At 68.1% G+C, this 19,158-nt stretch carries 15 protein-coding genes, 2 tRNA genes and 1 pseudogene; 11 read left to right on the top strand and 7 right to left on the bottom strand.

Annotated features, from left to right (window positions below; genetic code table 11):
- The first annotated feature begins 242 nt into the window (after window positions 1-242).
- Together LRH25_RS19395 and LRH25_RS19390 are read left to right on the top strand one after the other, a co-directional pair.
- Window positions 243-398 carry a hypothetical protein gene (locus tag LRH25_RS19395; RefSeq protein ID WP_170200842.1) on the top strand — a complete coding sequence of 52 codons (156 nt, stop codon included), beginning with the start codon at window positions 243-245 and terminating at the stop codon, window positions 396-398.
- A gap of 127 nt (window positions 399-525) precedes the next feature.
- Entirely contained in the window at window positions 526-1,047 is a 522-nt protein-coding gene (locus LRH25_RS19390) for a hypothetical protein (RefSeq protein WP_141287478.1), read from the top strand.
- A gap of 135 nt (window positions 1,048-1,182) precedes the next feature.
- Here the strand turns inward: LRH25_RS19390 and LRH25_RS19385 are convergent.
- From LRH25_RS19385 to hrcA, 4 genes and pseudogenes are all read right to left on the bottom strand, one after another.
- A pseudogene (locus LRH25_RS19385) lies at window positions 1,183-2,216 on the bottom strand (PDDEXK nuclease domain-containing protein).
- Between the two features lie 259 nt (window positions 2,217-2,475).
- A tRNA-Ile gene (locus LRH25_RS19380) sits at window positions 2,476-2,552 on the bottom strand.
- A gap of 47 nt (window positions 2,553-2,599) precedes the next feature.
- Window positions 2,600-4,660, bottom strand: coding sequence for a secretin GspD/PilQ domain-containing protein (locus LRH25_RS19375; RefSeq protein ID WP_231011975.1), 2,061 nt, complete (start codon window positions 4,658-4,660; stop codon window positions 2,600-2,602).
- Between the two features lie 139 nt (window positions 4,661-4,799).
- Complete coding sequence (hrcA, locus tag LRH25_RS19370) at window positions 4,800-5,828, bottom strand: heat-inducible transcriptional repressor HrcA (RefSeq protein ID WP_141290085.1); 1,029 nt, start codon at window positions 5,826-5,828, stop codon at window positions 4,800-4,802.
- Between the two features lie 94 nt (window positions 5,829-5,922).
- Here hrcA and LRH25_RS19365 point away from each other — a divergent pair, with 94 nt between their 5' ends.
- From LRH25_RS19365 to LRH25_RS19350, 4 genes are read left to right on the top strand one after another with little or no spacing between them, the layout of a single operon-like run.
- The gene (locus LRH25_RS19365) at window positions 5,923-6,798 is read left to right on the top strand and encodes an NAD kinase (RefSeq protein WP_141290084.1); all 876 of its coding nucleotides are present in this window, start codon (window positions 5,923-5,925) and stop codon (window positions 6,796-6,798) included.
- Between the two features lie 2 nt (window positions 6,799-6,800).
- Window positions 6,801-8,513: a DNA repair protein RecN gene (recN, locus tag LRH25_RS19360; protein ID WP_231011973.1), complete on the top strand. Its 1,713-nt coding sequence runs from the start codon at window positions 6,801-6,803 to the stop codon at window positions 8,511-8,513.
- Between the two features lie 58 nt (window positions 8,514-8,571).
- Window positions 8,572-9,459, top strand: a complete 888-nt coding sequence (gene rapZ, locus LRH25_RS19355) for an RNase adapter RapZ (protein ID WP_141291520.1) — start codon at window positions 8,572-8,574, stop codon at window positions 9,457-9,459.
- A 19-nt stretch (window positions 9,460-9,478) separates the two neighbouring features.
- A complete protein-coding gene (locus LRH25_RS19350; RefSeq protein ID WP_231011971.1) occupies window positions 9,479-10,111 on the top strand; it encodes an LON peptidase substrate-binding domain-containing protein in 633 nt (210 codons plus the stop codon).
- Between the two features lie 21 nt (window positions 10,112-10,132).
- On the opposite strand, the gene mutY is transcribed toward LRH25_RS19350, so the two are convergent.
- The 3 genes from mutY to mutM all read right to left on the bottom strand — a co-directional run bounded on the left by mutY (window position 10,133) and on the right by mutM (window position 14,344).
- Window positions 10,133-11,191, bottom strand: a complete 1,059-nt coding sequence (gene mutY, locus LRH25_RS19345; protein ID WP_231011969.1) for an A/G-specific adenine glycosylase — start codon at window positions 11,189-11,191, stop codon at window positions 10,133-10,135.
- Between the two features lie 18 nt (window positions 11,192-11,209).
- Window positions 11,210-13,258: a dynamin family protein gene (locus LRH25_RS19340; protein ID WP_231011968.1), complete on the bottom strand. Its 2,049-nt coding sequence runs from the start codon at window positions 13,256-13,258 to the stop codon at window positions 11,210-11,212.
- A 174-nt stretch (window positions 13,259-13,432) separates the two neighbouring features.
- Window positions 13,433-14,344, bottom strand: coding sequence for a bifunctional DNA-formamidopyrimidine glycosylase/DNA-(apurinic or apyrimidinic site) lyase (gene mutM, locus LRH25_RS19335; RefSeq protein ID WP_231011966.1), 912 nt, complete (start codon window positions 14,342-14,344; stop codon window positions 13,433-13,435).
- 70 nt (window positions 14,345-14,414) lie between these two features.
- Here mutM and LRH25_RS19330 point away from each other — a divergent pair, with 70 nt between their 5' ends.
- The 5 genes from LRH25_RS19330 (at window position 14,415) to LRH25_RS19310 (ending at window position 19,155) form a co-directional block, all read left to right on the top strand.
- On the top strand, window positions 14,415-16,337 hold the full coding sequence (locus LRH25_RS19330; protein ID WP_141287962.1) for a tetratricopeptide repeat protein: 1,923 nt from the start codon (window positions 14,415-14,417) through the stop codon (window positions 16,335-16,337).
- A 77-nt stretch (window positions 16,338-16,414) separates the two neighbouring features.
- Window positions 16,415-16,951, top strand: coding sequence for an outer membrane lipoprotein LolB (locus LRH25_RS19325; protein WP_141287961.1), 537 nt, complete (start codon window positions 16,415-16,417; stop codon window positions 16,949-16,951).
- A gap of 13 nt (window positions 16,952-16,964) precedes the next feature.
- The gene (ispE, locus tag LRH25_RS19320) at window positions 16,965-17,939 is read left to right on the top strand and encodes a 4-(cytidine 5'-diphospho)-2-C-methyl-D-erythritol kinase (RefSeq protein ID WP_141287960.1); all 975 of its coding nucleotides are present in this window, start codon (window positions 16,965-16,967) and stop codon (window positions 17,937-17,939) included.
- 39 nt (window positions 17,940-17,978) lie between these two features.
- Window positions 17,979-18,055 (top strand) — tRNA-Gln (locus LRH25_RS19315).
- A gap of 137 nt (window positions 18,056-18,192) precedes the next feature.
- A complete protein-coding gene (locus LRH25_RS19310) occupies window positions 18,193-19,155 on the top strand; it encodes a ribose-phosphate pyrophosphokinase (protein ID WP_141287959.1) in 963 nt (320 codons plus the stop codon).
- Window positions 19,156-19,158: the final 3 nt, after the last annotated feature.

The following is a 19,158-nucleotide window of genomic DNA, read 5'->3' as shown; positions in this document are numbered from 1 at the left end:
CGTGATTTGCGCGCTGCGGTCCAGTCGGGGCAACATGCCGCTTTGCACCATGCAAGCGGCGCGCAATCGGACGACAGCGTGGGGAGAGTCGTCGCGTGTCTCTTGCATTGGCGCAATGTCCAGGCGGCGGCCAGCGCAGCCCGCACTGCGCCTTTCCATGTCGCATTCGAGCGCTCGACCACGTTCAGCAATGGAGGCCGTCTCGCGCCTCGTCCATTGTCAACGCCATCGAAAGGACACCCATGCTCGCAATGATTTCCATGGTCACCGGCCTCTGTGGAGGCGGGCTTGCGCTGTACCAGGCGAGCAAGCAGCCGGACAAGGCACGGCAGTTGCGCCTGCTCAGCTTGGCGCCCTTTGGCATGGCCGCGCTGATGGCGGTGCTGTTCGTCTTCTGAGCCTACGGCGCGCGCCCAAGTCTCCTACCTGCAAGCGCTTCGCAGTCCCACGTGGGCGACGAAGCGCGTCGCGGAACATCAGCTCCGTGGTGCCCATCACGGGCACTTGATCAACAAGGAGACTGACATGACGACTTCGAATCCGCTTGCCGACGCGAATCGCGACCCGATCACCGGCGCACCTGGCGCCCACCCCATCGGAACCGGCGTAGGCGCTGCGGTCGGCGGCATGGCCGCGGGCGCTGCGATGGGCACGGTGGCCGGTCCCGTCGGCACCGCCATCGGTGCAGCAGCCGGCGCCATCATCGGCGGCCTGGCAGGCAAAGGCGTGGCCGAACAGGTGGACCCCACCCGCGAAGACGCCTACTGGCGCGAGAACTACCGCGACCGGCCCTATGTGGACTCGGCTCTCGCCTATGACGAGTACGCCCCCGCCTACAGCCTGGGCCACCAGTACTACAGCCAATACCCGGACGCCAGCTTCGACGACATCGAGCCACAACTCGGCCGCGACTGGGACGAACGCTACCGCGGCAATTCCTCGCTGAGCTGGGACAAGGCCAAGCACGCCACCCGCGACGCGTGGGAACGCGTCAGCAACGGCGTGGAACGCGCCATCCCGGGCGATTCGGACCACGACGGTCGCTGACCAGACTCCAAGCGCGTTTCGCCAGCGCCACACACCCGCAGCGCTGGCGCGCCATTGCCCGCAGCATCGATTTCCGGAAGATGGGATCTCGTATGAATGTTCAGCGGCTCAGGACCTTCAGATCAGGGAGGATGTTCATTCGTCGGCCTTGGCTTGCAGCCGCGCCTGGGCGGCCTGCAGCGCACTTTGAATCTTCTGCTCCAACACTTCGCGCGGTGGCAGCACCGTCAGGTACTCGGCCACGTGGATGCCGCCTTGTCCATCTCCAGCAGCTCGATCTGCTCGCGCTTCTTGCCTGTGCACAAGATGATGCCCAGCGGCGGCCCGTCGCCCGGCTCTTGGTCGTACCGGGCCAGCCAGCGCAGGTACAGCTCCATCTGCCCCTTGTACTCGGCCTTGAAGTCACCCAGCTTCAACTCCACCGCCACCAGCCGGCGCAACTTGCGGTTGTAGAACAGCAGGTCGAGGTAGAAGTCGTCGTGGTCGAGCTGAATGCGCCGCTGCCGCGCCACGAAGCTGAAGCCTGCGCCCAGCTCCAGCAAAAAGGTTTCCAGCTCGCGCAAGATGGCGTCTTCGAGGTCCTTCTCCAGGTAACGGTCCTGCAGGCCCAGGAAGTCCAGCACGTACGGGTCTTTCAGCACCAGCGTCGGCGTGAGGTCGCCCCCGTCACGCAGCACATCGAGTTCGTGGCGGATCAGTTCTTTCGGTTTGCCAGACAGCGCCGTGCGTTCGAACAGCATCGCGTCGACCCGCTCGCGCAGCGTGCGCACGCTTCAGCCCTTGATGCGGCACATCTCGGCATAGAAATCCCGCGCCAGCGGGTCTTTCAGGTAGATCAGCTCCAGAAAGTGGCTCCATGCCAATTGTCTCGACAGCGTCGAGACAATCTCCAAGCTCGGAAACACTTCGGCAAACCGCATCATGTGCCGCAGAGTCTTGGCGCTGAAGCTGCGGCCAAAATCGGCCGTCAATTGTCGCGACACCGTCGAGACAATCTCCTCGCCGTAGCCGGCCCGCTGGCCGCCCAGCACCTCGACACGGATGCGCTGGCCGATTCGCCAGTACATCAGGGTCAGGCCGGCATTGACCGCCGCGACGGCCGCGCGACGTGCCTCGTCAATGAGCTGCCGAAGCTCGGCCAGCAGCACGGCTGCATCCGATACCGACATCGGTGTGACAACCGCAGTAGCACCAGGCTTTGGAGGCTCGGCTACTTTGCGTGTGCTCATGTCACCCCTTTGCATGGCCGCCTCTGCGGCATCACCCAGCCAAGGCACTCAGATAGGCATCGATGAATTCGCGTGCCTTCGCTTCCGGTGTCATGCGCCCTGCCCTCCGCTTGGTAGCGTTGGCTCAGGTCTGCGCGTCAGAAAGCAATGGCAACCGAGCTGCCACGGCCGCACGTCACAGCCCAAGCACTGGTGTGAGTGGTAGGCCGTGTTGGACTTGAACCAACGACCAAAGGATTATGAGTCCTCTGCTCTGACCAACTGAGCTAACGGCCCCCTACCGAAGGGGCGCATTGTAGAAGCTGCGGCGGGCCGCTGGCGGGTCACTCGATGCGCCAGCGCCCCGCGTCTGGCGCGAGGGGCATTTCGGGGCCGGGGAGGACTTGCCTGACGTCTTCGGGCAGGGCTTGCTGGTGGGCGCGGATGAGGTCGTAGCGGTCCAGCGAGAGCTTGGTGCTGCTGTCTTCATCGGGCATGACGACCGGGCGGAGGAAGACCATCAGGTTGGTCTTCTTGCGGGTGCGGCTGAGGGTACGGAAGAAGGCGCCGAGGTAGGGGATGTCGCCGAGGACTGGCCATTGGTCGGCGTCGCTGGTGTACGTGTCTTCGATCAGACCGCCAAGCACGATGATCTTGCCGTCGTTGACCATGACCGTCGATTCGATGGAGCGCTTGTTGGTGGCCGGGCCGGCGTTGGTGGTGCCGGGCGTGGTGGTGCTGGAGACGGACGAGGATTCCTGCAGGATGGTCAGGCGGATGGCGCCGTTCGGGCCGATCTGCGGGCGGATGCGCAGCGTGAGGCCCACATCTTTCCTCTCGATGGTCTGGAACGGGCTGGAGCTGGTGGTGGAGGTGTACGAGCCGGTGACAAAGGGCACGTTCTGGCCGACGACGATCTTGGCTTCTTCGTTGTCCAGCGTGATGAGGTTCGCGGTGGACAGGATGTTGGTGCCGGAGGTGGACTGGATGGCCTGGGCGACGGTGGCCAGCGTGATGTCGGTCGTGGTGGCGGCGATGTTGAAGATCTGCTTCCACTGGATGCCCACGTCCATGGCCTTGCTGGCGTCCACCTCGACGACCAGCGACTCGACATAGAGCTGGGCGCGGCGCGTGTCCAGCTGCTCGACGACGGCGCGCAACTGGCGGAACAGCGGCTCGGGTGCGGTGACGATCAGCGAGTTGGTGGCCGGGTCGGCCTGGATGTTGCCGCCGGTGGCCGGTGCCGCGGTGCTGCTGAGCGGCGTGGTGGCGGCCGTGCTGGTGCTGCCGCTGCTGCTTGAGCTGGTGCTCGATGGCGTGCTGGCGTTCAGGCTGGACGAGCCACTGCTGCTGGGGCCGCTGCTGCGCGACTGGGACGAGGCGCCGCCACTGCTGGTGGCGCCCTGCCCGGTCGCGTCGCTGCTGAAGGCGGCGCGCAGCACGGTGGCCAGGCGCGTGGCTTCGGCGTGCTGCAGGTAGATGACGTGCACGTTGCTGCCGGCCAGGCCTGCGGCACCGGGCTGGTCCAGCCGGGCGACGAGCGCGCGGACGGCGGCCAAGCGGGCGGGGTTGGCGGCACGGACCAGCAAGGCGTTGATGCGGCTGTCGGCGACGATGGATGCGGCGCCAGCGCCGCTGCTTGCGCTGGCGTTGCTGCGCTGGGCTTGCGCGCCGGGGGTTGGACTGGCGGATGATGAGCCGCCAGCCTCTTCGCTGAGTCGCTGCACCAGCACGGCCATGTCCACCGCCAGCGCATGCTGCAGCGGGATGACTTCGACGTCGGTGGCGCTGGGCTGGTCCAGCGCGCTGATGATCTGGCCCAGGCGCTGCAGGTTGCTGGCGTAGTCGGTGATGACCAGCGCGTTGTTGCCGGCGCTGACGTTGATGGTGTTGTTCGCGGTGATCAGCGGGCGCAGCACCGGCAGCAGGTTGGCGGCGCTTTCGTAGCTGGGGCGGAAGATCTGCGTCTGCACCGTGTCGCCTGCGCGCGAAGCCCCTTCTACGGAGACGGTGCCGCTCTGCAGCTTGGCATCGGCCTCGGGCAGGATCTTCAACAGGCCGTTGGACTCGATGATGGCCAGGCTCAGGCCACGCAGGCCGGCGACGAAAATGGACAAGGCCTGGGCCTGGCTGACCGGCTGCTCGGTGTAGAGCGTGAGCTTGCCCTTGACGCGCGGGTCGACCAGGATGGGCCGGTTCAGCAGGTCGGCCATCACGCGGGCGGCGGCCTCCACTTCGATGTCGGGGAAGTTCAGCGTGGCCCCGCCCGCGTGCGCGGCCACTTTGGACGAGGCACGGTTGGTGGACGCAGCATGCGAGGCGGCGGCGCCAGCGAGGAGGCAAGCGGCCAGCAGGCACGGCCAGGCGCGCAAGCACGCGGGCCGCGTCATTCCAGAAAGGTTCACAGCAAGGACTTCAGCAGAGCAGGACGGGACAGCGCCGAACAGCGCAGGCCGCGATGCTGGAAGCCTTGTGTCAAGCGCGCTTGTGGCGCCGGTAAGTGCGCAGCAACATGGCTGCGCCGTCTTGCTCAGTGCTGGCTGTTCAGCGCTGGCTCAGGGCGTTGCCGACCAGCTTGGACGTGATGTCGACGATCTGGATCATGCGGTCGTAGGCCATGCGGGTGGGGCCGATCACGCCCAGCGTGCCGACGACGTGGCCGTCGACCTCGTACGGCGCCGAGACCACCGACAGCTCTTCGTACGGCACCACCCGGCTCTCGCCGCCGATGTAGATGCGCACGCCTTCGGCGCGGCTGGAGGTGTCCAGCAAGCGCATCAGCTGGGTCTTCTGCTCGAACAGATCGAACAGCTTGCGCAGCGAGCCCATGTCGTGGCCGAAGTCCTGCACGCCCAGCAGGTTGCGCTCGCCGCTGACGATGACCTGGTCCTCGTTTTCGGCCAGCGCCTCGGAGCCTGCCTTCACCGCCGCATGCATCAGCACGCCAATCTCGCCGCGCAGCACTTCGACCTCGCCTTGCAGCCGCTCGCGGACTTCCTCCAGGCTGAGGTTTGCGTAGTGGGCGTTGAGGAAGTTGGTGGCCTCTATCAGTTCGCCCTGGCTGTAGTCGTGCGCGGTGAACAGCACGCGGTTCTGCACGTCGCCATCCGGTGCGACCAGGATCACCAGCACCCGCTTGTCGCCCAGGCGCATGAACTCGACGTGGCGGAACACGCTGGCCTTGCGCGGCGCGGTGACCACGCCGACAAAGCTCGACAGGTTGGACAGCAGCTGCGCGGCCTGGGCGATCACGCGCTGCGGCTGGTCCGGCTGCAGCTGGCCGCGGGCGGCGGCAAATTCGGAGGCGCTACCGGCCAGGTCCAGCGGGCGGGCAGTGAGCATGGTGTCGACAAACAGCCGGTAGCCGCGGGCGGTGGGAATGCGGCCGGCAGAGGTGTGCGGGCTGATGATCAGGCCGGCGTCTTCCAGGTCGGACATGACGTTGCGGATGGTCGCGGGCGACAGCTCCAGACCTGAGGCTTTGGAGAGCGTGCGCGAGCCCACGGGCTGCCCGTCGGCAATGTAGCGTTCAACCAGGGTTTTCAGCAGTGATCGGGCGCGATCGTCGAGCATGTTTTTCATTGTACGGACATGCACTTGTGCAGGGCGCCAACGAGGGCAGCCCAGGGGGTCTCACAGAAGGGCGTGTGGTGTAATTCTTCGCACCATGCCAACCCGTTTTCGCCACGCCGCGCTGATAGGCAAGTATCAGGCCCAGGGCATCCGACCGATGCTCGAAGCCATTGCCGACTTCCTGGGGCGCCAGGGCTTGGAAGTCTCGATCGACCACGAGACCGCGCACAACACCGACTGGACCGAACACACGGCCTTGAGCCCGGCAGAGATCGGCGCGCAGTGCGACATTGCGGTGGTGGTGGGCGGCGACGGCACCATGCTGGGCATTGCCCGCGAACTGGCAGCGCACAACCTGCCGCTGGTCGGCATCAACCAGGGCCGGCTGGGCTTCATCACCGACGTGCGCCTGAGCGACTGGGCCGAGGCACTGGGCCCCATCATCCAGGGCGACTACGAAGAAGAGCGGCGCGCGATGATCGAAGGCGCCGTGTGGCGCGACGGCGCGACCATCTTCGAAGGCCTGGCGCTGAACGACGTGGTGGTGAGCCGAGGTGCCACGTCCAGCATGGTCGAGCTGCGGGTGGACGTGGGCAGCGACTTCGTCGCCAACATGCGCGCCGACGGCCTGATCCTGGCATCGCCCACCGGTTCCACCGCCTATTCGCTGTCGGCCGGCGGGCCCATCCTGCACCCGTCCATCGGCGGCTGGGTACTGGTGCCGATTGCCTCGCACACCTTGTCGAACCGGCCCATCGTGCTGCCGGACTCTCAGGAAGTGACCATCACCATCGTGGCCGGGCGAGACGCGAGCGCCAGCTTCGACATGCAAAGCCTGGCCAGCCTGCTGCACGGCGACCAGGTGCGCATGCGCCGCTCGTCGCAGATGGTGCGCTTCTTGCACCCGCGTGGCTGGAGCTACTACGCCACGCTGCGCCGCAAGCTGCGCTGGTACGAAGGCACGGTCTGATCATGCTCAAGCACCTGACCCTGAAGGATTTCGTGATCGTCAGCGAGCTGGACCTCGCGTTCGATGGCGGTTTTTCCGTGCTGACCGGCGAGACCGGCGCCGGCAAGTCCATCCTGATCGACGCGCTGCAGCTCGCGCTGGGCGCCCGGGCCGAGAGCCAGATGGTGCGCGAAGGCGCTTCGCGCGCCGAAATCACCGCCGGCTTCGACTCACCCGCCTCGCTCGCCGCCTGGCTGGAAGAAGCCGGCTTCGAGCAGGACGACGACCTGCTGCTGCGCCGCGTGGTGGACGCCCAGGGCAAGAGCCGCGGCTTCATCAACGGCAGCCCGGCCACCGCCAGCCAGCTGCGCGAAGTGGCCGAACACCTGGTTGACATCCACGGCCAGCATGCCTGGCAGGGCCTGACCAAGCCCGCCTCGGTGCGCGCGCTGCTGGACCAGCAGGCCGGGGCAGACACCACGCCGGTGGCCCGCGCCTACGCCGCCTGGAAAGCCGCGGCCGACGCGCTGGCGCAAGCCCGCGAACACCAGGGCGAGCGCGAGGACGAACGCGAACGCCTGCAGTGGCAGCTCGGGGAGCTGGACAAGCTGTCGCCCGGAGAGACCGAATGGCCGGAGCTGAACCACGAGCACCAGCGGCTGGCGCACGGCCAGGCGTTGATTGAGGCTGCGCACCAGGCCGGCCAGTGGCTGGAAGAAGACGAGGCCAGCGCCGCGCGGCTGCTGGGCAAAGCCTTGAATTCACTGCAAGCCGTCAGCGACTACGACGAGCGGCTGGCACCGGTGATCGAAGGGCTGCACAGCGCCAGCGTGCAACTGGACGACGCCACGCACACCTTGCAGGCCTACCTGGGCCGCGCCGAGCTGGACCCTTCCCGCCTGGGCGAGCTGGACAGCAGGCTCTCGGCCTGGATGGGCCTGGCCCGGCGCTTTCGCCGCCAGCCCGAAGACCTGCCGGCGCTGCGCGAGGAATGGCGCGCGGCGCTGGCACAGCTCGAAGCCGCAGCCGACCTGCAAGGCCTGGAACAGCGTGTGCAGCAGGCCGAGCAGCAATGGCGCGAACAGGCCAGCACGCTGAGCCGCGCCCGCCAGCAGGCTGCCGGGCCGCTGGGCCAGCGCGTGACGGCAGCGATGCAGCAGTTGGGCATGGCCGGCGGCAAGTTCGAGGTGGCGCTGCTGCCGCAGGACACGCCGCAGGCCTTCGGGCTGGAGACGGTGGAATTCCTGGTTGCCGGGCATGCCGGGAGCGCGCCTCGGCCGCTGGCCAAGGTCGCCTCGGGCGGCGAGCTTTCGCGGCTGGCGCTGGCGATTGCCGTGACCACAGCGCAGCGCCGCGGCAGCGCGCCCAAGACTGCGGCGACAGACCTCAACCCCAGCACGCTGATCTTCGACGAGATCGACTCCGGCGTGGGCGGCACGGTGGCCGACGCCGTCGGCCGGCTGATGAAGCAGCTGGGCCAGAGCGTGCAGGTGCTGGCCGTGACCCACCTGCCGCAGGTGGCGGCATGCGCGGACCAGCACTTCGTCGTCGCCAAGGCCACGCGCCAGGGCAGGACGCACAGCCAGGTCACGCCCGTGAGCGGCGAGGCACGAGTGGCCGAGGTCGCGCGCATGCTGGGTGGCGACAAGCAGTCTGGCACCAGCCTGGCGCATGCGCAGGAGCTGATCAACCAGGCGGTGGCCGAGGCGGCACCGCGCGCGGCGCGCTTCCGCTGAGATGGCCATGAACGATTTGCCCGACCCGTCCGAGGACGATGTGGTGCCGGTGCCGGTCATGCCACCGGCATTGGAAGAGCGCGAGGTGGTGCTGGTCACTGGCATTTCAGGCTCGGGGAAGTCGGTCGCGCTGCATGCGCTGGAAGATGCCGGCTACTTCTGCGTGGACAACCTGCCGCCCGAGCTGCTGCGCGACTTCATCCGCGTCGAGCGTGGCCACGGCGTGCGGCGCATGGCGATTGCGGTCGACGTGCGTTCGGCCAATTCGCTGCCGGTGCTGCTGCCCACACTGTCGGCACTGAAGGCCGAAGGCGTGCGGGTGCGCAGCGTGTTCCTGAACTCGCACACCACCGCGCTGGTGAAGCGCTTTTCCGAGACCCGCCGGCCGCACCCGCTGAGCAAGCCGCTGGAAGGCGGCGACGACCCTCACCGTGCGCTGGTGGACGCGATCGAGCTGGAGCGCAACCTGCTGGCCGACCTGCGCGAGCAGTCCACCGTGCTGGACACCAGCGAACTGCGCCCGGCCCAGCTGCGACTGTGGGTGCGCGACCTGGTGGGTGCGACCAGCAGCCGGCTCACCCTGGTGTTCCAGTCCTTTGCCTTCAAGCACGGCGTGCCGCTGGACGCGGACCTGGTGTTCGACGTGCGCGTGCTGCCCAACCCGTTTTACCTGCGCGAGCTGCGGCCGCTGACCGGCCAGGACGCGCCGGTGGCGGCCTACCTGCGCGAGCAGCCCGAAGTGCTAGAGATGATGAGCCAGATCGAGGCCTTTGTGCGGCGCTGGCTGCCGGCCTTCGAGCAGGACCAGCGCAGCTACCTGACGGTGGCCATTGGCTGCACCGGTGGCCAGCACCGCTCGGTGTTTTTTGTCGAGACGCTGGCGCAGCGTTTCGCCGACCAGGTGGCCACGCTCAAGCGCCACCGTGAACTCGACGCGCGCAGCTAGGCGCGCCACACCAGAACCAATGCCTTTTCCGACCCAGGACCTGCCGCTGTTCCCGCTGCAGTCCGTGCTGTTTCCCGGGGGCCGGCTGGCCCTGAAGATCTTCGAGGCCCGTTACCTGGACCTGATCAGCCGCTGCCTTCGCGAGGGCACCGGCTTTGGCGTGGTGGGCCTCAGCCAGGGCAGCGAAGTGCTCCAGCCAAGTCAGGCCGGGCAGCCGGTGCGTTTCGAGCCCGTGGGCGTGCTGGCCCGGCTGCAGGCGGCCGAGGCCGAAGGCACCAACCTGCTGAAGATCTGGTGCGAAGGCGGCCCGCGTTTCAAGCTGCTGGGCGACGCCGTGCAGCAGCAAGGCCTGTGGGTGGCACCGCAGGTGGCCTGGCTGGACGATGACCTGCCCACGCCGCCGGGCGATCGATTCGCCGAAGCCGCCGCCGCGCTGGGCCGCGCGCTGGACGCGCTGGAGGCCATGCAGCCGCCGGTGCCAGCGCTGGCCCAGACCCCACGCCGGCTGGAGGACGCCGGCTGGGTGGCCAACCGCTGGTGCGAGCTGCTGCCGATCAGCCGCGTGGCCAAGCAGAAGCTGATGGAACTGGACGAGCCGCTGACCCGGCTGGGCCTGGTGGACGATTTCCTGCGCAAGCAGAAAGTGATCTGAAGCGCGCGATCTGACCGGAAGTCAATCCGGCCGCAGCAACTTGCGCACCGGCGTTGGCAGCCCATAGCTGGGCAGCTCTTCCATCGCCACCCAGCGCCCGGTGGGCCACTTCAGCGGCAAGGCCTGGGCCAGCGGCGAGCGCTCGGGCAGGCTGGCGCGCACGGGGCTCAGTGCCCAGTCGAAGTGCGTCAGCACATGCGAGATGGTGGGCAGCGGCTCGCCCTCGCCAGGCCCGTCCGCCAACCAGGCTTGCAGCGTGGCCACGTCCTCGAATTCCGGCAGGCTGAACAGCCCCGCCCACACGCCCGTGTCCGGCCGCTGCTGCAGCCACACTGCGTTGCCCTGCTGCAGCCACAGCAGCGCATGCGCACGCTTGCTGCGCTTGAGCTTGCGGGTCTTGACCGGGTAGTCGGTTTCCCGGCCCTCGCGGTGGGCCACGCACAGCGTTTCCCACGGGCACAGCAGGCAGGCCGGCGAGCGCGGCGTGCAGACGGTGGCGCCCAGGTCCATCAGGCCCTGGGTGTAGGCCGTCATGTCTTCACCGGCCGTGGGCAGCATGGCATCGGCTTCGGTCCACAGCAGGCGCTCGTTGCGCGGTGACGAGAGGTCTTCGCCAAAGCCCAGCGCGCGGCTCAGCACGCGCCGCACGTTGCCGTCCATGATGGACACGCGCTCGCCGTAGCAGAACGCAGCCACCGCCGCAGCGGTGCTGCGGCCGATGCCGGGCAAGGTTTCGAGCAGCGCGGCGGTGGGCGGGAAAGCGCCGCCGAAGTCGCGCATCACGGCCTGGGCGCAGCGGTGCAGGTTGCGGGCGCGGCTGTAGTAACCCAGGCCGGCCCACAGTGTCAGCACATCGTCCAGCGGCGCGGCGGCGAGTGCGGCGACATCGGGGAAACGGTCCAGGAAACGCTGGTAGTAGCCCAGCACGGTGCTGACCTGGGTCTGCTGCAGCATGATTTCCGACAACCAGACGCGGTAGGGGTCACGCGTCTGCTGCCAGGGCAGGTGGTGGCGGCCGTGCTGGCGCTGCCAGTGGATCAGCGCAGGGGCCAGCGCCGCGGCATCATTGACGTCAGGCAAGGGAGATGTCAGTCCGGATCAGTTGGCTCTTGCCGCGGTGCCGGGCTGCCAGCCGTCGGTCGTGATCATCTGCATGCCGGCATCGTCCTCGGCCGCTTCAGGCTCGAAGCTGGGGCCTTGCTCGGCGCGGCTGCGCAGCGCCGAAGCCAGCGAATACGCACGGTCCACCAGCTCCAACAGCTTGGCGTCCTGGTTCTCCACTTCGAGCAGGCGCTGCTCCAGCTCGCCGGCCGCGCTCTGGATGCGCTCCAGCGATTCGCGGCGGCGCTTGAAGCTGCGGCGCCGCTCGCGGAACTGGCCGTCGATCTGGCCGGAGGCCGCCTGGTTCCAGGCCTCGATCTCGCCGCTGGCGTTCTCGAAGATCACGCGCAGCTTGGAGACCAGCATGCGCTGGAACTGTTCGCTGAAGGCCGTGGAGTTCAGCCGCATCGAGCGGGTGACGCTGAAGTAGCGGCCGTAGCTGCGCTCGATCAACATCAGCTCCTGCTTGAACGGCGACAGCTCGGGCGCAGGCGACGGCACCAGCGAAAAGCCGAACTCGGTGTTGAGCTGGGTGAACAAGGCGTTCAGCATCTGGCCGGCTTCGGCGCACAAGGCCGTCGCCTGGTCCAGCTGTGCCGACAGGCGCTGGCAGAGCTTGGCGAAGGCCGCGCGGGCGCGCAGGTTGAACCAGCCGCTGCCGATGGCCTGCTGCAGCTCGGCGACGGCATCGCGAACACGGTCTGCGTCCAGCGCCTTCAGCGCGCTGCGCTGCAGGCGGGCGTGCACCGTGCGCAAGGCGGTCAGGCGAGCGGTGCAGCGCTCGAACTCGGCCGTGTCGGCATGCACACGTTCGAGCATCTGCGTGACGCGGCCGGCGCTTTTGCCGCGCAGGCCGCGCAGTTCCAGCATCTGCTCGGCGTTGTGGCGGCGCTGGTCGCGCAGGCGGCGAGTAGAGTGTTCCAGCAGCGACTGCACGCCGCTGATCACGGCGCGGGCCAGCACACGCTGGCGCTGCGGCAGCAGGTCGGCATTCAACGCCGCTTCCAGGATGGGCAGGCGGCTGGCTTCCAGGCCGGCGGCGTCGCCCTGCAGGCGCGCACTGAGGGCCTGGCGGGCCGACACCGGGAACACGCGTTCGCGCGGAATGCCCAGCGTCTGTGCGGTGCTCACGCGCTGGCGCTCGATGATGGCCAACTGCTCCTGCGGCGTGGCCAGCGGGTCGGCCAGCGTGTCCATCTTGTTCAGCACGACGAAGCAGGCCAGGCCCTGGCCGCCCAGGTGGTCGGTCCAGATGTCCAGGTCGGAGCGGGTCACGCCTGTGTCTGCCCCCAGCACGAACAGCGCGGCATGGGCGCTGGGCAGCAGGCCCAGCGTCAGCTCGGGTTCGGTGCCGATGGCGTTCAGGCCAGGCGTGTCGATCACCACCAGCCCGCGCTGCAGCAGCGGGTGCGGGTAGTTGATGACGGCGTGGCGCCAGGCGGGGATCTCGACCAGGCCGTCTTCGGTGGTCGGCGGGTTGTCGGCGGTGTGCTCCTCGGACCACAGGCCCAGCGCCTGCGCCTCGTCGCGGCTGACCTTCTGGGTGTAGGTGACCTGCTGCAGCGAGGCGGCCAGTGCGTCGGGGTTGCTCGGGTCCAGTGGGACGCGGTGCCATTTGTCGCGCTGGTCGCACCATTCGGCCAGCGTGGCCTTGTGGCGCCGGGTCGCGATGGGCAGCAGGTCCAGCGTCGGCAGCTCGGCGCCGTCCCAGGACAGCTCGACCGGGCACATCGTCGTGCGACCCGGCGTGGCCGGCAGGATGCGGCGGCCGGCGTCGGCAAAGAAGATGGCGTTGATCAGCTCGCTCTTGCCGCGCGAGAACTCGGCGACAAAGGCGACCACCAGCTTGTCGGTGGTGAGCCGCCGGCGCAGCGCGACCGAAGCCGCCGCCGCCGAAGGCGCCAGCAGGTCGCTGTGGGCCAGGAAGCTTTCCAGCCGGGCCAGCTCGCCTTCCAGCGCCAGGCGCCAGTCGGCCAGTGCGTCCAGCCCGGGCACAAGCGACGGTTGCATGTCCAGGCGCTGGGAGGGAGTGGCGGAGGTGAGCATCGGCTTGGGGCGGGCAGTCTTGCGTCGGTGTGACGGCGGTGGCGACGGTAGCTTTGGGATGCTAGCGCGAAATGCCCGGCAACTGCCTTGCAACACCGGGCTGGCGCCGCTGTTTCTCGCAGGCGGGTCGCCCGACGGTAGGCGATGGCACCTCAGCGGCGGTCTGCGGCAGATTCAGCGGCGTTGGCAGCCGGCGCAGAAATAGGTGGCGCGCTGGCCTTGCATGATGCGCTGGATGATGCCGCCGCAGCGGCTGCAGGCCTCACCGGCCCGGCCATAGACCCGCGCCCGGCCCTGGTACTGGCCAGTGCTGCCGTGGGCGTCCTTGAAGTCGCGCAGCGTGGAGCCGCCAGCGTCAATCGCCTCGGCCAGCACCTGACGCACAGCCGCCAGCAGCCGCCCGGCGCGCAGCGGGCCGATGCGGGCGGCGGGCGTGCGGGGGTCGATGCCAGCTTCGAACAAGGCGTCGCTGGCGTAGATGTTGCCGGCGCCGACGACGATGTCGCCCGCCAGCAGCACCTGCTTGATCGGCGTGCGCCGGCCACGCAGCGCGGCGTGGAAATCCGCGGGGCCGAAGGTGGTGTCAAAAGGTTCCACGCCCAGCCCGGCCAGCAGCTTGGCGGCCGGCGCCATGTCCAGCGCGGGCGACCAGACGACGGCGCCGAAGCGGCGCGGATCGGTCAGCCGCAGCACACCGCGTTCGGTGGTGATTTCGGCGTGGTCGTGCTTGCCGGCCGGGCCGGGCGCCTCGGTGAAAGACAAGGAGCCGGACATGCCCAGGTGCCACAGCAGCCCGCCGGCGCTGGCGCCATCCCGGGGAAGCGCAGGGCCGCCCCAAGTTTCCCCATCCCCCGCGGGGGGCGGGCTGGGCGCAGCCCGGTCCTGGGGGCTGTCAGATTGCATCAGCGGCAGCCAGAGGTACTTGCCGCGCCGCTGCCAGGTGCCGGCAGTGAGGCCGACCAGCGAGGCGGGCGCGACGCCCAGCGGCCAGCGCAGCGGTTTGCCCATCTGCATGGCCAACACGCGGGCGCCGGCCATGCCGACCAGGCTGCGCCGCGTGACTTCCACCTCAGGTAATTCCGGCATGGGGGCCATTATCGGCAGCAATCCGGGCTTGACAGGCCGACACTAGAATCCTTCGGACTTTGGAGAAAAGATGAAGCTTCGTCCTGCCCGCCCGGTTTCCCGTCCCTCTACGGGTGTTCCGGCCTCTCCTGGTCTGCGTGCCTGGGCCTGGCTGGGTGCCGGGCTGCTGGCTGCCCTGCCAGCGCTGGCGCAGAACCGCAACGTGCCGGCCGATGCGCCACCGCCGGCTTCGGCACCCGCCTCCAGCCCCGAAGAAGCCGCGGCGCAGCCTGAGCCGGTGAACAACTCGCTGCTCGACGCGCCGATGTTCTACCAGCTGCTGATCGGCGAGATGGAAGCCCAGGCCGGGCGCGGCGGCAATGCCTTCGAGGTGATCCTGGACGCCGCGCGGCGCTCCAAGGACAGCGTGCTGTTCCAGCGGGCCATCGAGATCGCCGTGCAGGGCCGCTCAGGCGACCGTGCATTGGTCGCAGTGGAAGCCTGGCGCGCCACGCTGCCAGGCTCCACCGAGGCGGTGCGCACGCAGGTGCAGCTGCTGGTGGCGCTGGAGCGGCTGGATGAGCTGGCCGAGCCGCTGAAGCTGCTGGTCGAACAGGTGCCGCCGGAAGAACGCTCGGCGGTGATTGCCGGTGTGCCGCGCTTCCTCGGTGGTGCGCACGACAAGGCCGCGGTGCTGGGCTTGAGCGAAACAGCGCTGGCGCCGTTCGTCAACGCCGAGGGCACCCGCACGGCATCGCGCACCGCGCTGGGCCGGCTGGCGCTGGCGGCGGACCAATCCGAAAAAGCGCTCGGCCTGATGCGCCGCGCCAATGAAGACGACCCGAGCGCCCCCGGCCCCATCCTGCTGGCGCTGGACCTGATGGCCAGCCAGCCGCCGGCCGAGGCCGTGGTGCGTGCCTACCTGGCCCGGCCGGACGCGCTGGCCGCGCTGCGCCTGGCCTATGTGCAAGCGCTGGACCAGCGCCAGCGCATTGGCGAGGCAGTCGACCAGCTGAAGCTGGCACTGGCCCAGCAGCCAGAAACCTCACAGGCCTGGCTGACGCTGGGTGCCTACCTGGTCGAGCTCGGTGAACCGAAGGAAGCCATCAAGGCCTTGATCCGCTTCCTGGACAGCGCCGACGTGAAACGCGATGCAGCCGAGCGCGCCGCCAACGCCGGCCAGCAAGCCGCCACCACGCCCGCCGTCGGCGACGATGACGAGGACCACGAGGACCGGGCGCAGCGCCGCATCGACTACGCCTACCTGTTGCTGGCCCAGGCCAACGAACAACTGCGCCAGTACCCCGAGGCGCTGGGCTGGCTGGACAAGGTCGACCCGGATCGCAGCGACCTCGCACTGGTCAGCCGCCGCGCTTCGTTGATGGTGCACCAGGGTCAGCTCGACGCCGCCCGCAAGCTGGTGCGCGAAGCGCCGGTGCGCGGCACGCTGGAGCCGCGCACCCGCGTGCTGGCCGAATCGCAGCTGCTGCAGGAAGGCAATCGCTGGCAGGCGTCGTACGACCTGCTGCTGGGCGCCGTGCGCGCCGCGCCGGAAGACAGCGTGCTGATCTACGAACTGGCGATGACCGCCGAGCACCTCAAGCGCTACGACGACATGGAAGCGCTGCTGCGCCGCGTCATCACGATCAAGCCGGACGATGCCCACGCCTACAACGCGCTGGGCTACTCGCTGGCCGAGCGCAATGTGCGGCTGGACGAGGCCCAAACCCTGGTCGACAAGGCCGCGTCGCTGGCACCGGACGATCCTTTCATCACCGACAGCCTGGGCTGGGTGGCCTTCCGCCGCGGCGACACCGCCAGCGCGCTGCGCCTGCTGCGCCAGGCCTACAACGCCCGGCCACACGTGGAAGTGGCCGCGCACCTGGGCGAGGTGCTGTGGGCCGCCGGCCAGCGCGACGAAGCGACCCGCGTCTGGCGCGAAGGCCGCTCGCGCAACGGCAGCGACAACGAAGTGCTGCGCGACACCTTGCAGCGGCTCAAGGCCTCTTTGTGAGAGCCCCCAGACCTGCCGCTTCGCGTCAGGCCCCCCGAGGGGGTCAAGAAAACTCGGGAACGGCCCTTCGTTTCCTTGTGAGCCCGGCACCCTCCGGGCTGCGCCGCGCATGCCTGCTGGCCGCGATGGTGCTGGCGGGCTGCGTGAGCGCCCCGCCCGCGCCACCCGATCTCGGGCCCATCACCACCGGCCGCATGGTCGTGCGGGTGGCCGCCACGGCCAACCAGATCGCCAAGGCCGAAAATGCAGCGTTCGAGCTGGCTGGCACCGAACAACAAGGCCAGCTGAAGCTGCTGAGCCCGCTGGGCACGGTGGTGGCCGATGCGCACTGGCAGGCCGGCCAGGTCACGCTGCAGACCGGCGATGGCACGCGCCAGTTCGAATCGATGGAAGCGCTGGCCAGCGAAACGCTGGGCGAGGCGATTCCGCTCGGTGCGCTGCTGCACTGGCTGGCCGGCAAACCCTGGCCGCAGGCACCTGCCCAGCCCACCGCGCAAGGCTTCGAGCAGGCCGGCTGGCTGATCGACACCTCGGCGCTGGCCAACGAAGGCCTGCTGCTGGCCCGTCGCCCGGCCGCGCCAGCGCTGGAATTGCGCGTGAAGCTGGACCGCTGACCCCCGTTTTCGCATGAGCCTCCAATCGCTTTACGACTTACCGGCACCGGCCAAGCTGAACCTGTTCCTGCACATCGTCGGCCGGCGTGCCGACGGCTACCACTTGCTGCAGTCGGTCTTCCTGCTGATCGACTGGGCCGACACGCTGCACCTGGAACGCCGCACTGACGGCCTGCTGCGGCGCCATGACCTGACGACACCGCTGCCCGCGGACGACCTGTGCATGAAGGCCGCACGCGCGCTGCAGAAGGCCAGCGGCTGCACGCTGGGCGCCGACATCTCGGTTGCCAAGCAGCTGCCCTCGGGCGCAGGCATGGGCGGCGGCAGCTCGGACGCCGCCACCGTGCTGCTGGGCCTGAACCGGCTGTGGCAGCTCGGCTGGTCGCGTGCGCGACTGCTGGCGCTGGGCGCGACACTGGGCGCCGACGTCCCGTTTTTCGTTGGCGGGCACAACGCCTGGGTCGAAGGCATTGGCGAGCTGCTGACGCCCACGGCCCTGCCGGAACTGGAAAATGCCCACTGGGCCGTGGTCAAACCAAGCGCATCCATCGCGACCCCAGAAATTTTTTCCAGCCCTGAGCTGACACGCGATACAAACACTGCTACAGTAGCGGGCTTACTTGCTGACATTGAGCAGCGACGAAAAACAGACGAAAGTCAGCTGGGCAACCAGCAAACTGCGAGTCCATTTTTCGGCCGCAACGATCTGCAGCCTGTGGCCGAGGCCTTGTGCCCGGACGTGGGACGCGCAGGCCGCTGGCTGGATCAGCGCTTCGGCAACAGCCGGATGACGGGTTCAGGCAGCGCAGTGTTTGCGCAGGCCGGCAAGTACGAGAATTTTGGAAAAGGCGCAGGAAATTCACCTGTGGCGACCGGGCTGAATGGCCAGGTTCTGGGAGATGATGTCTTTCAGGATTTGCCAAACGGTTGGGTGGGTCGAATGTGCCGCGGTTTGCCGCATCATCCGCTGGTCGGGTGGGCAGACTGAAAAGGTTTGAGGGTGTGACCGTCAGGTCATGTCCTGTGTAGGGGAGTCGCCAAGTTGGTCAAGGCATCGGATTTTGATTCCGACATGCGAGGGTTCGAGTCCTTCCTCCCCTGCCAAATATTGCTTGTTCCGCGAACGCCGCGGATGCCTACTGCGCCTTCGGGCGCAGTTTGTGTTTTCAGAGCCTGCGTCCGCGCAGGTCTTGCCAGCATCTCTTCTGCCCGTGCCGCCTGCCCACCCTGGAGCCAATGACGTGCTGTTCAACACCGTCCTCTTCACTGGCAACGCCAATCCCGTCCTGGCCAAGGAGATCGCAACGCACCTGGGTGCGGAGCTTGGCAAGGCGTCCATCGGCCGCTTCTCAGATGGTGAAGTCACCGTCGAGATCCAGCAGAACGTGCGCGCCCGGGACGTCTTCGTCGTGCAGTCCACCTGCGCGCCGACGAACGAAAACCTGATGGAACTGCTGATCATGGTCGATGCGTTGAAGCGCGCCAGCGCGCGCCGCATCACCGCCGTGATCCCCTACTTCGGCTATGCCCGCCAGGACCGCCGCCCGCGCTCGACGCGCGTGCCGATCTCGGCCAAGGTCGTGGCCAACCTGCTGGAAACCGTGGGCGTCGAGCGCGTGCTGACGATGGACCTGCACGCCGACCAGATCCAGGGCTTCTTCGACATCCCGGTCGACAACATCTACGCCTCGCCGGTCCTGCTGACCGACGTGAAGTCCAAGAACTACAACGACCTGGTCGTCGTGAGCCCGGACGTGGGTGGCGTGGTGCGCGCCCGTGCGCTGGCCAAGCAACTGGGCTGCGACCTGGCCATCATCGACAAGCGCCGCCCGAAGGCAAACGTGTCGGAAGTGATGCACGTGATCGGCGAGATCGATGGCCGCAACTGCGTGATCATGGACGACATGATCGACACCGCCGGCACGCTGGTGAAGGCAGCCGAAGTGCTGAAGGACCGTGGCGCCAAGCACGTGTTTGCCTATTGCACGCATGCGGTGTTCTCCGGCCCGGCCATCGAGCGCATCAAGGGCTCGCACCTGGACGAAGTCGTCATCACCAACACCATTCCGCTGAGCGAAGCCGGCCAGGCCTGCAAGAAGATCCGCCAACTGTCGGTAGCCTTCCTGTTTGCCGAGACGATCCGCCGCATCTCGGACGGTGAGTCGGTGACCTCTTTGTTCTCGGAACAAAACAACAACTTCTGATCG

It is taken from the genome of Ideonella azotifigens, assembly GCF_021043325.1.
In the GTDB taxonomy this organism is placed as follows: Bacteria; Pseudomonadota; Gammaproteobacteria; order Burkholderiales; family Burkholderiaceae_C; genus Ideonella; species Ideonella azotifigens.
This window is presented reverse-complemented; position numbering and strand designations above follow the sequence as displayed.

Bases quoted from the DNA above. Each gene is read 5' to 3' on its own strand.
- LRH25_RS19395 (WP_170200842.1), top strand. From the start codon at position 243: ATGCTCGCAATGATTTCCATGGTCACCGGCCTCTGTGGAGGCGGGCTT.
- LRH25_RS19390 (WP_141287478.1), top strand. From the start codon at position 526: ATGACGACTTCGAATCCGCTTGCCGACGCGAATCGCGACCCGATCACC.
- hrcA (WP_141290085.1), bottom strand. From the start codon at position 5,828: ATGCTCGACGATCGCGCCCGATCACTGCTGAAAACCCTGGTTGAACGC.
- LRH25_RS19365 (WP_141290084.1), top strand. From the start codon at position 5,923: ATGCCAACCCGTTTTCGCCACGCCGCGCTGATAGGCAAGTATCAGGCC.
- recN (WP_231011973.1), top strand. From the start codon at position 6,801: ATGCTCAAGCACCTGACCCTGAAGGATTTCGTGATCGTCAGCGAGCTG.
- rapZ (WP_141291520.1), top strand. From the start codon at position 8,572: ATGCCACCGGCATTGGAAGAGCGCGAGGTGGTGCTGGTCACTGGCATT.
- LRH25_RS19350 (WP_231011971.1), top strand. From the start codon at position 9,479: ATGCCTTTTCCGACCCAGGACCTGCCGCTGTTCCCGCTGCAGTCCGTG.
- LRH25_RS19340 (WP_231011968.1), bottom strand. From the start codon at position 13,258: ATGCTCACCTCCGCCACTCCCTCCCAGCGCCTGGACATGCAACCGTCG.
- mutM (WP_231011966.1), bottom strand. From the start codon at position 14,344: ATGCCGGAATTACCTGAGGTGGAAGTCACGCGGCGCAGCCTGGTCGGC.
- LRH25_RS19330 (WP_141287962.1), top strand. From the start codon at position 14,415: ATGAAGCTTCGTCCTGCCCGCCCGGTTTCCCGTCCCTCTACGGGTGTT.
- ispE (WP_141287960.1), top strand. From the start codon at position 16,965: ATGAGCCTCCAATCGCTTTACGACTTACCGGCACCGGCCAAGCTGAAC.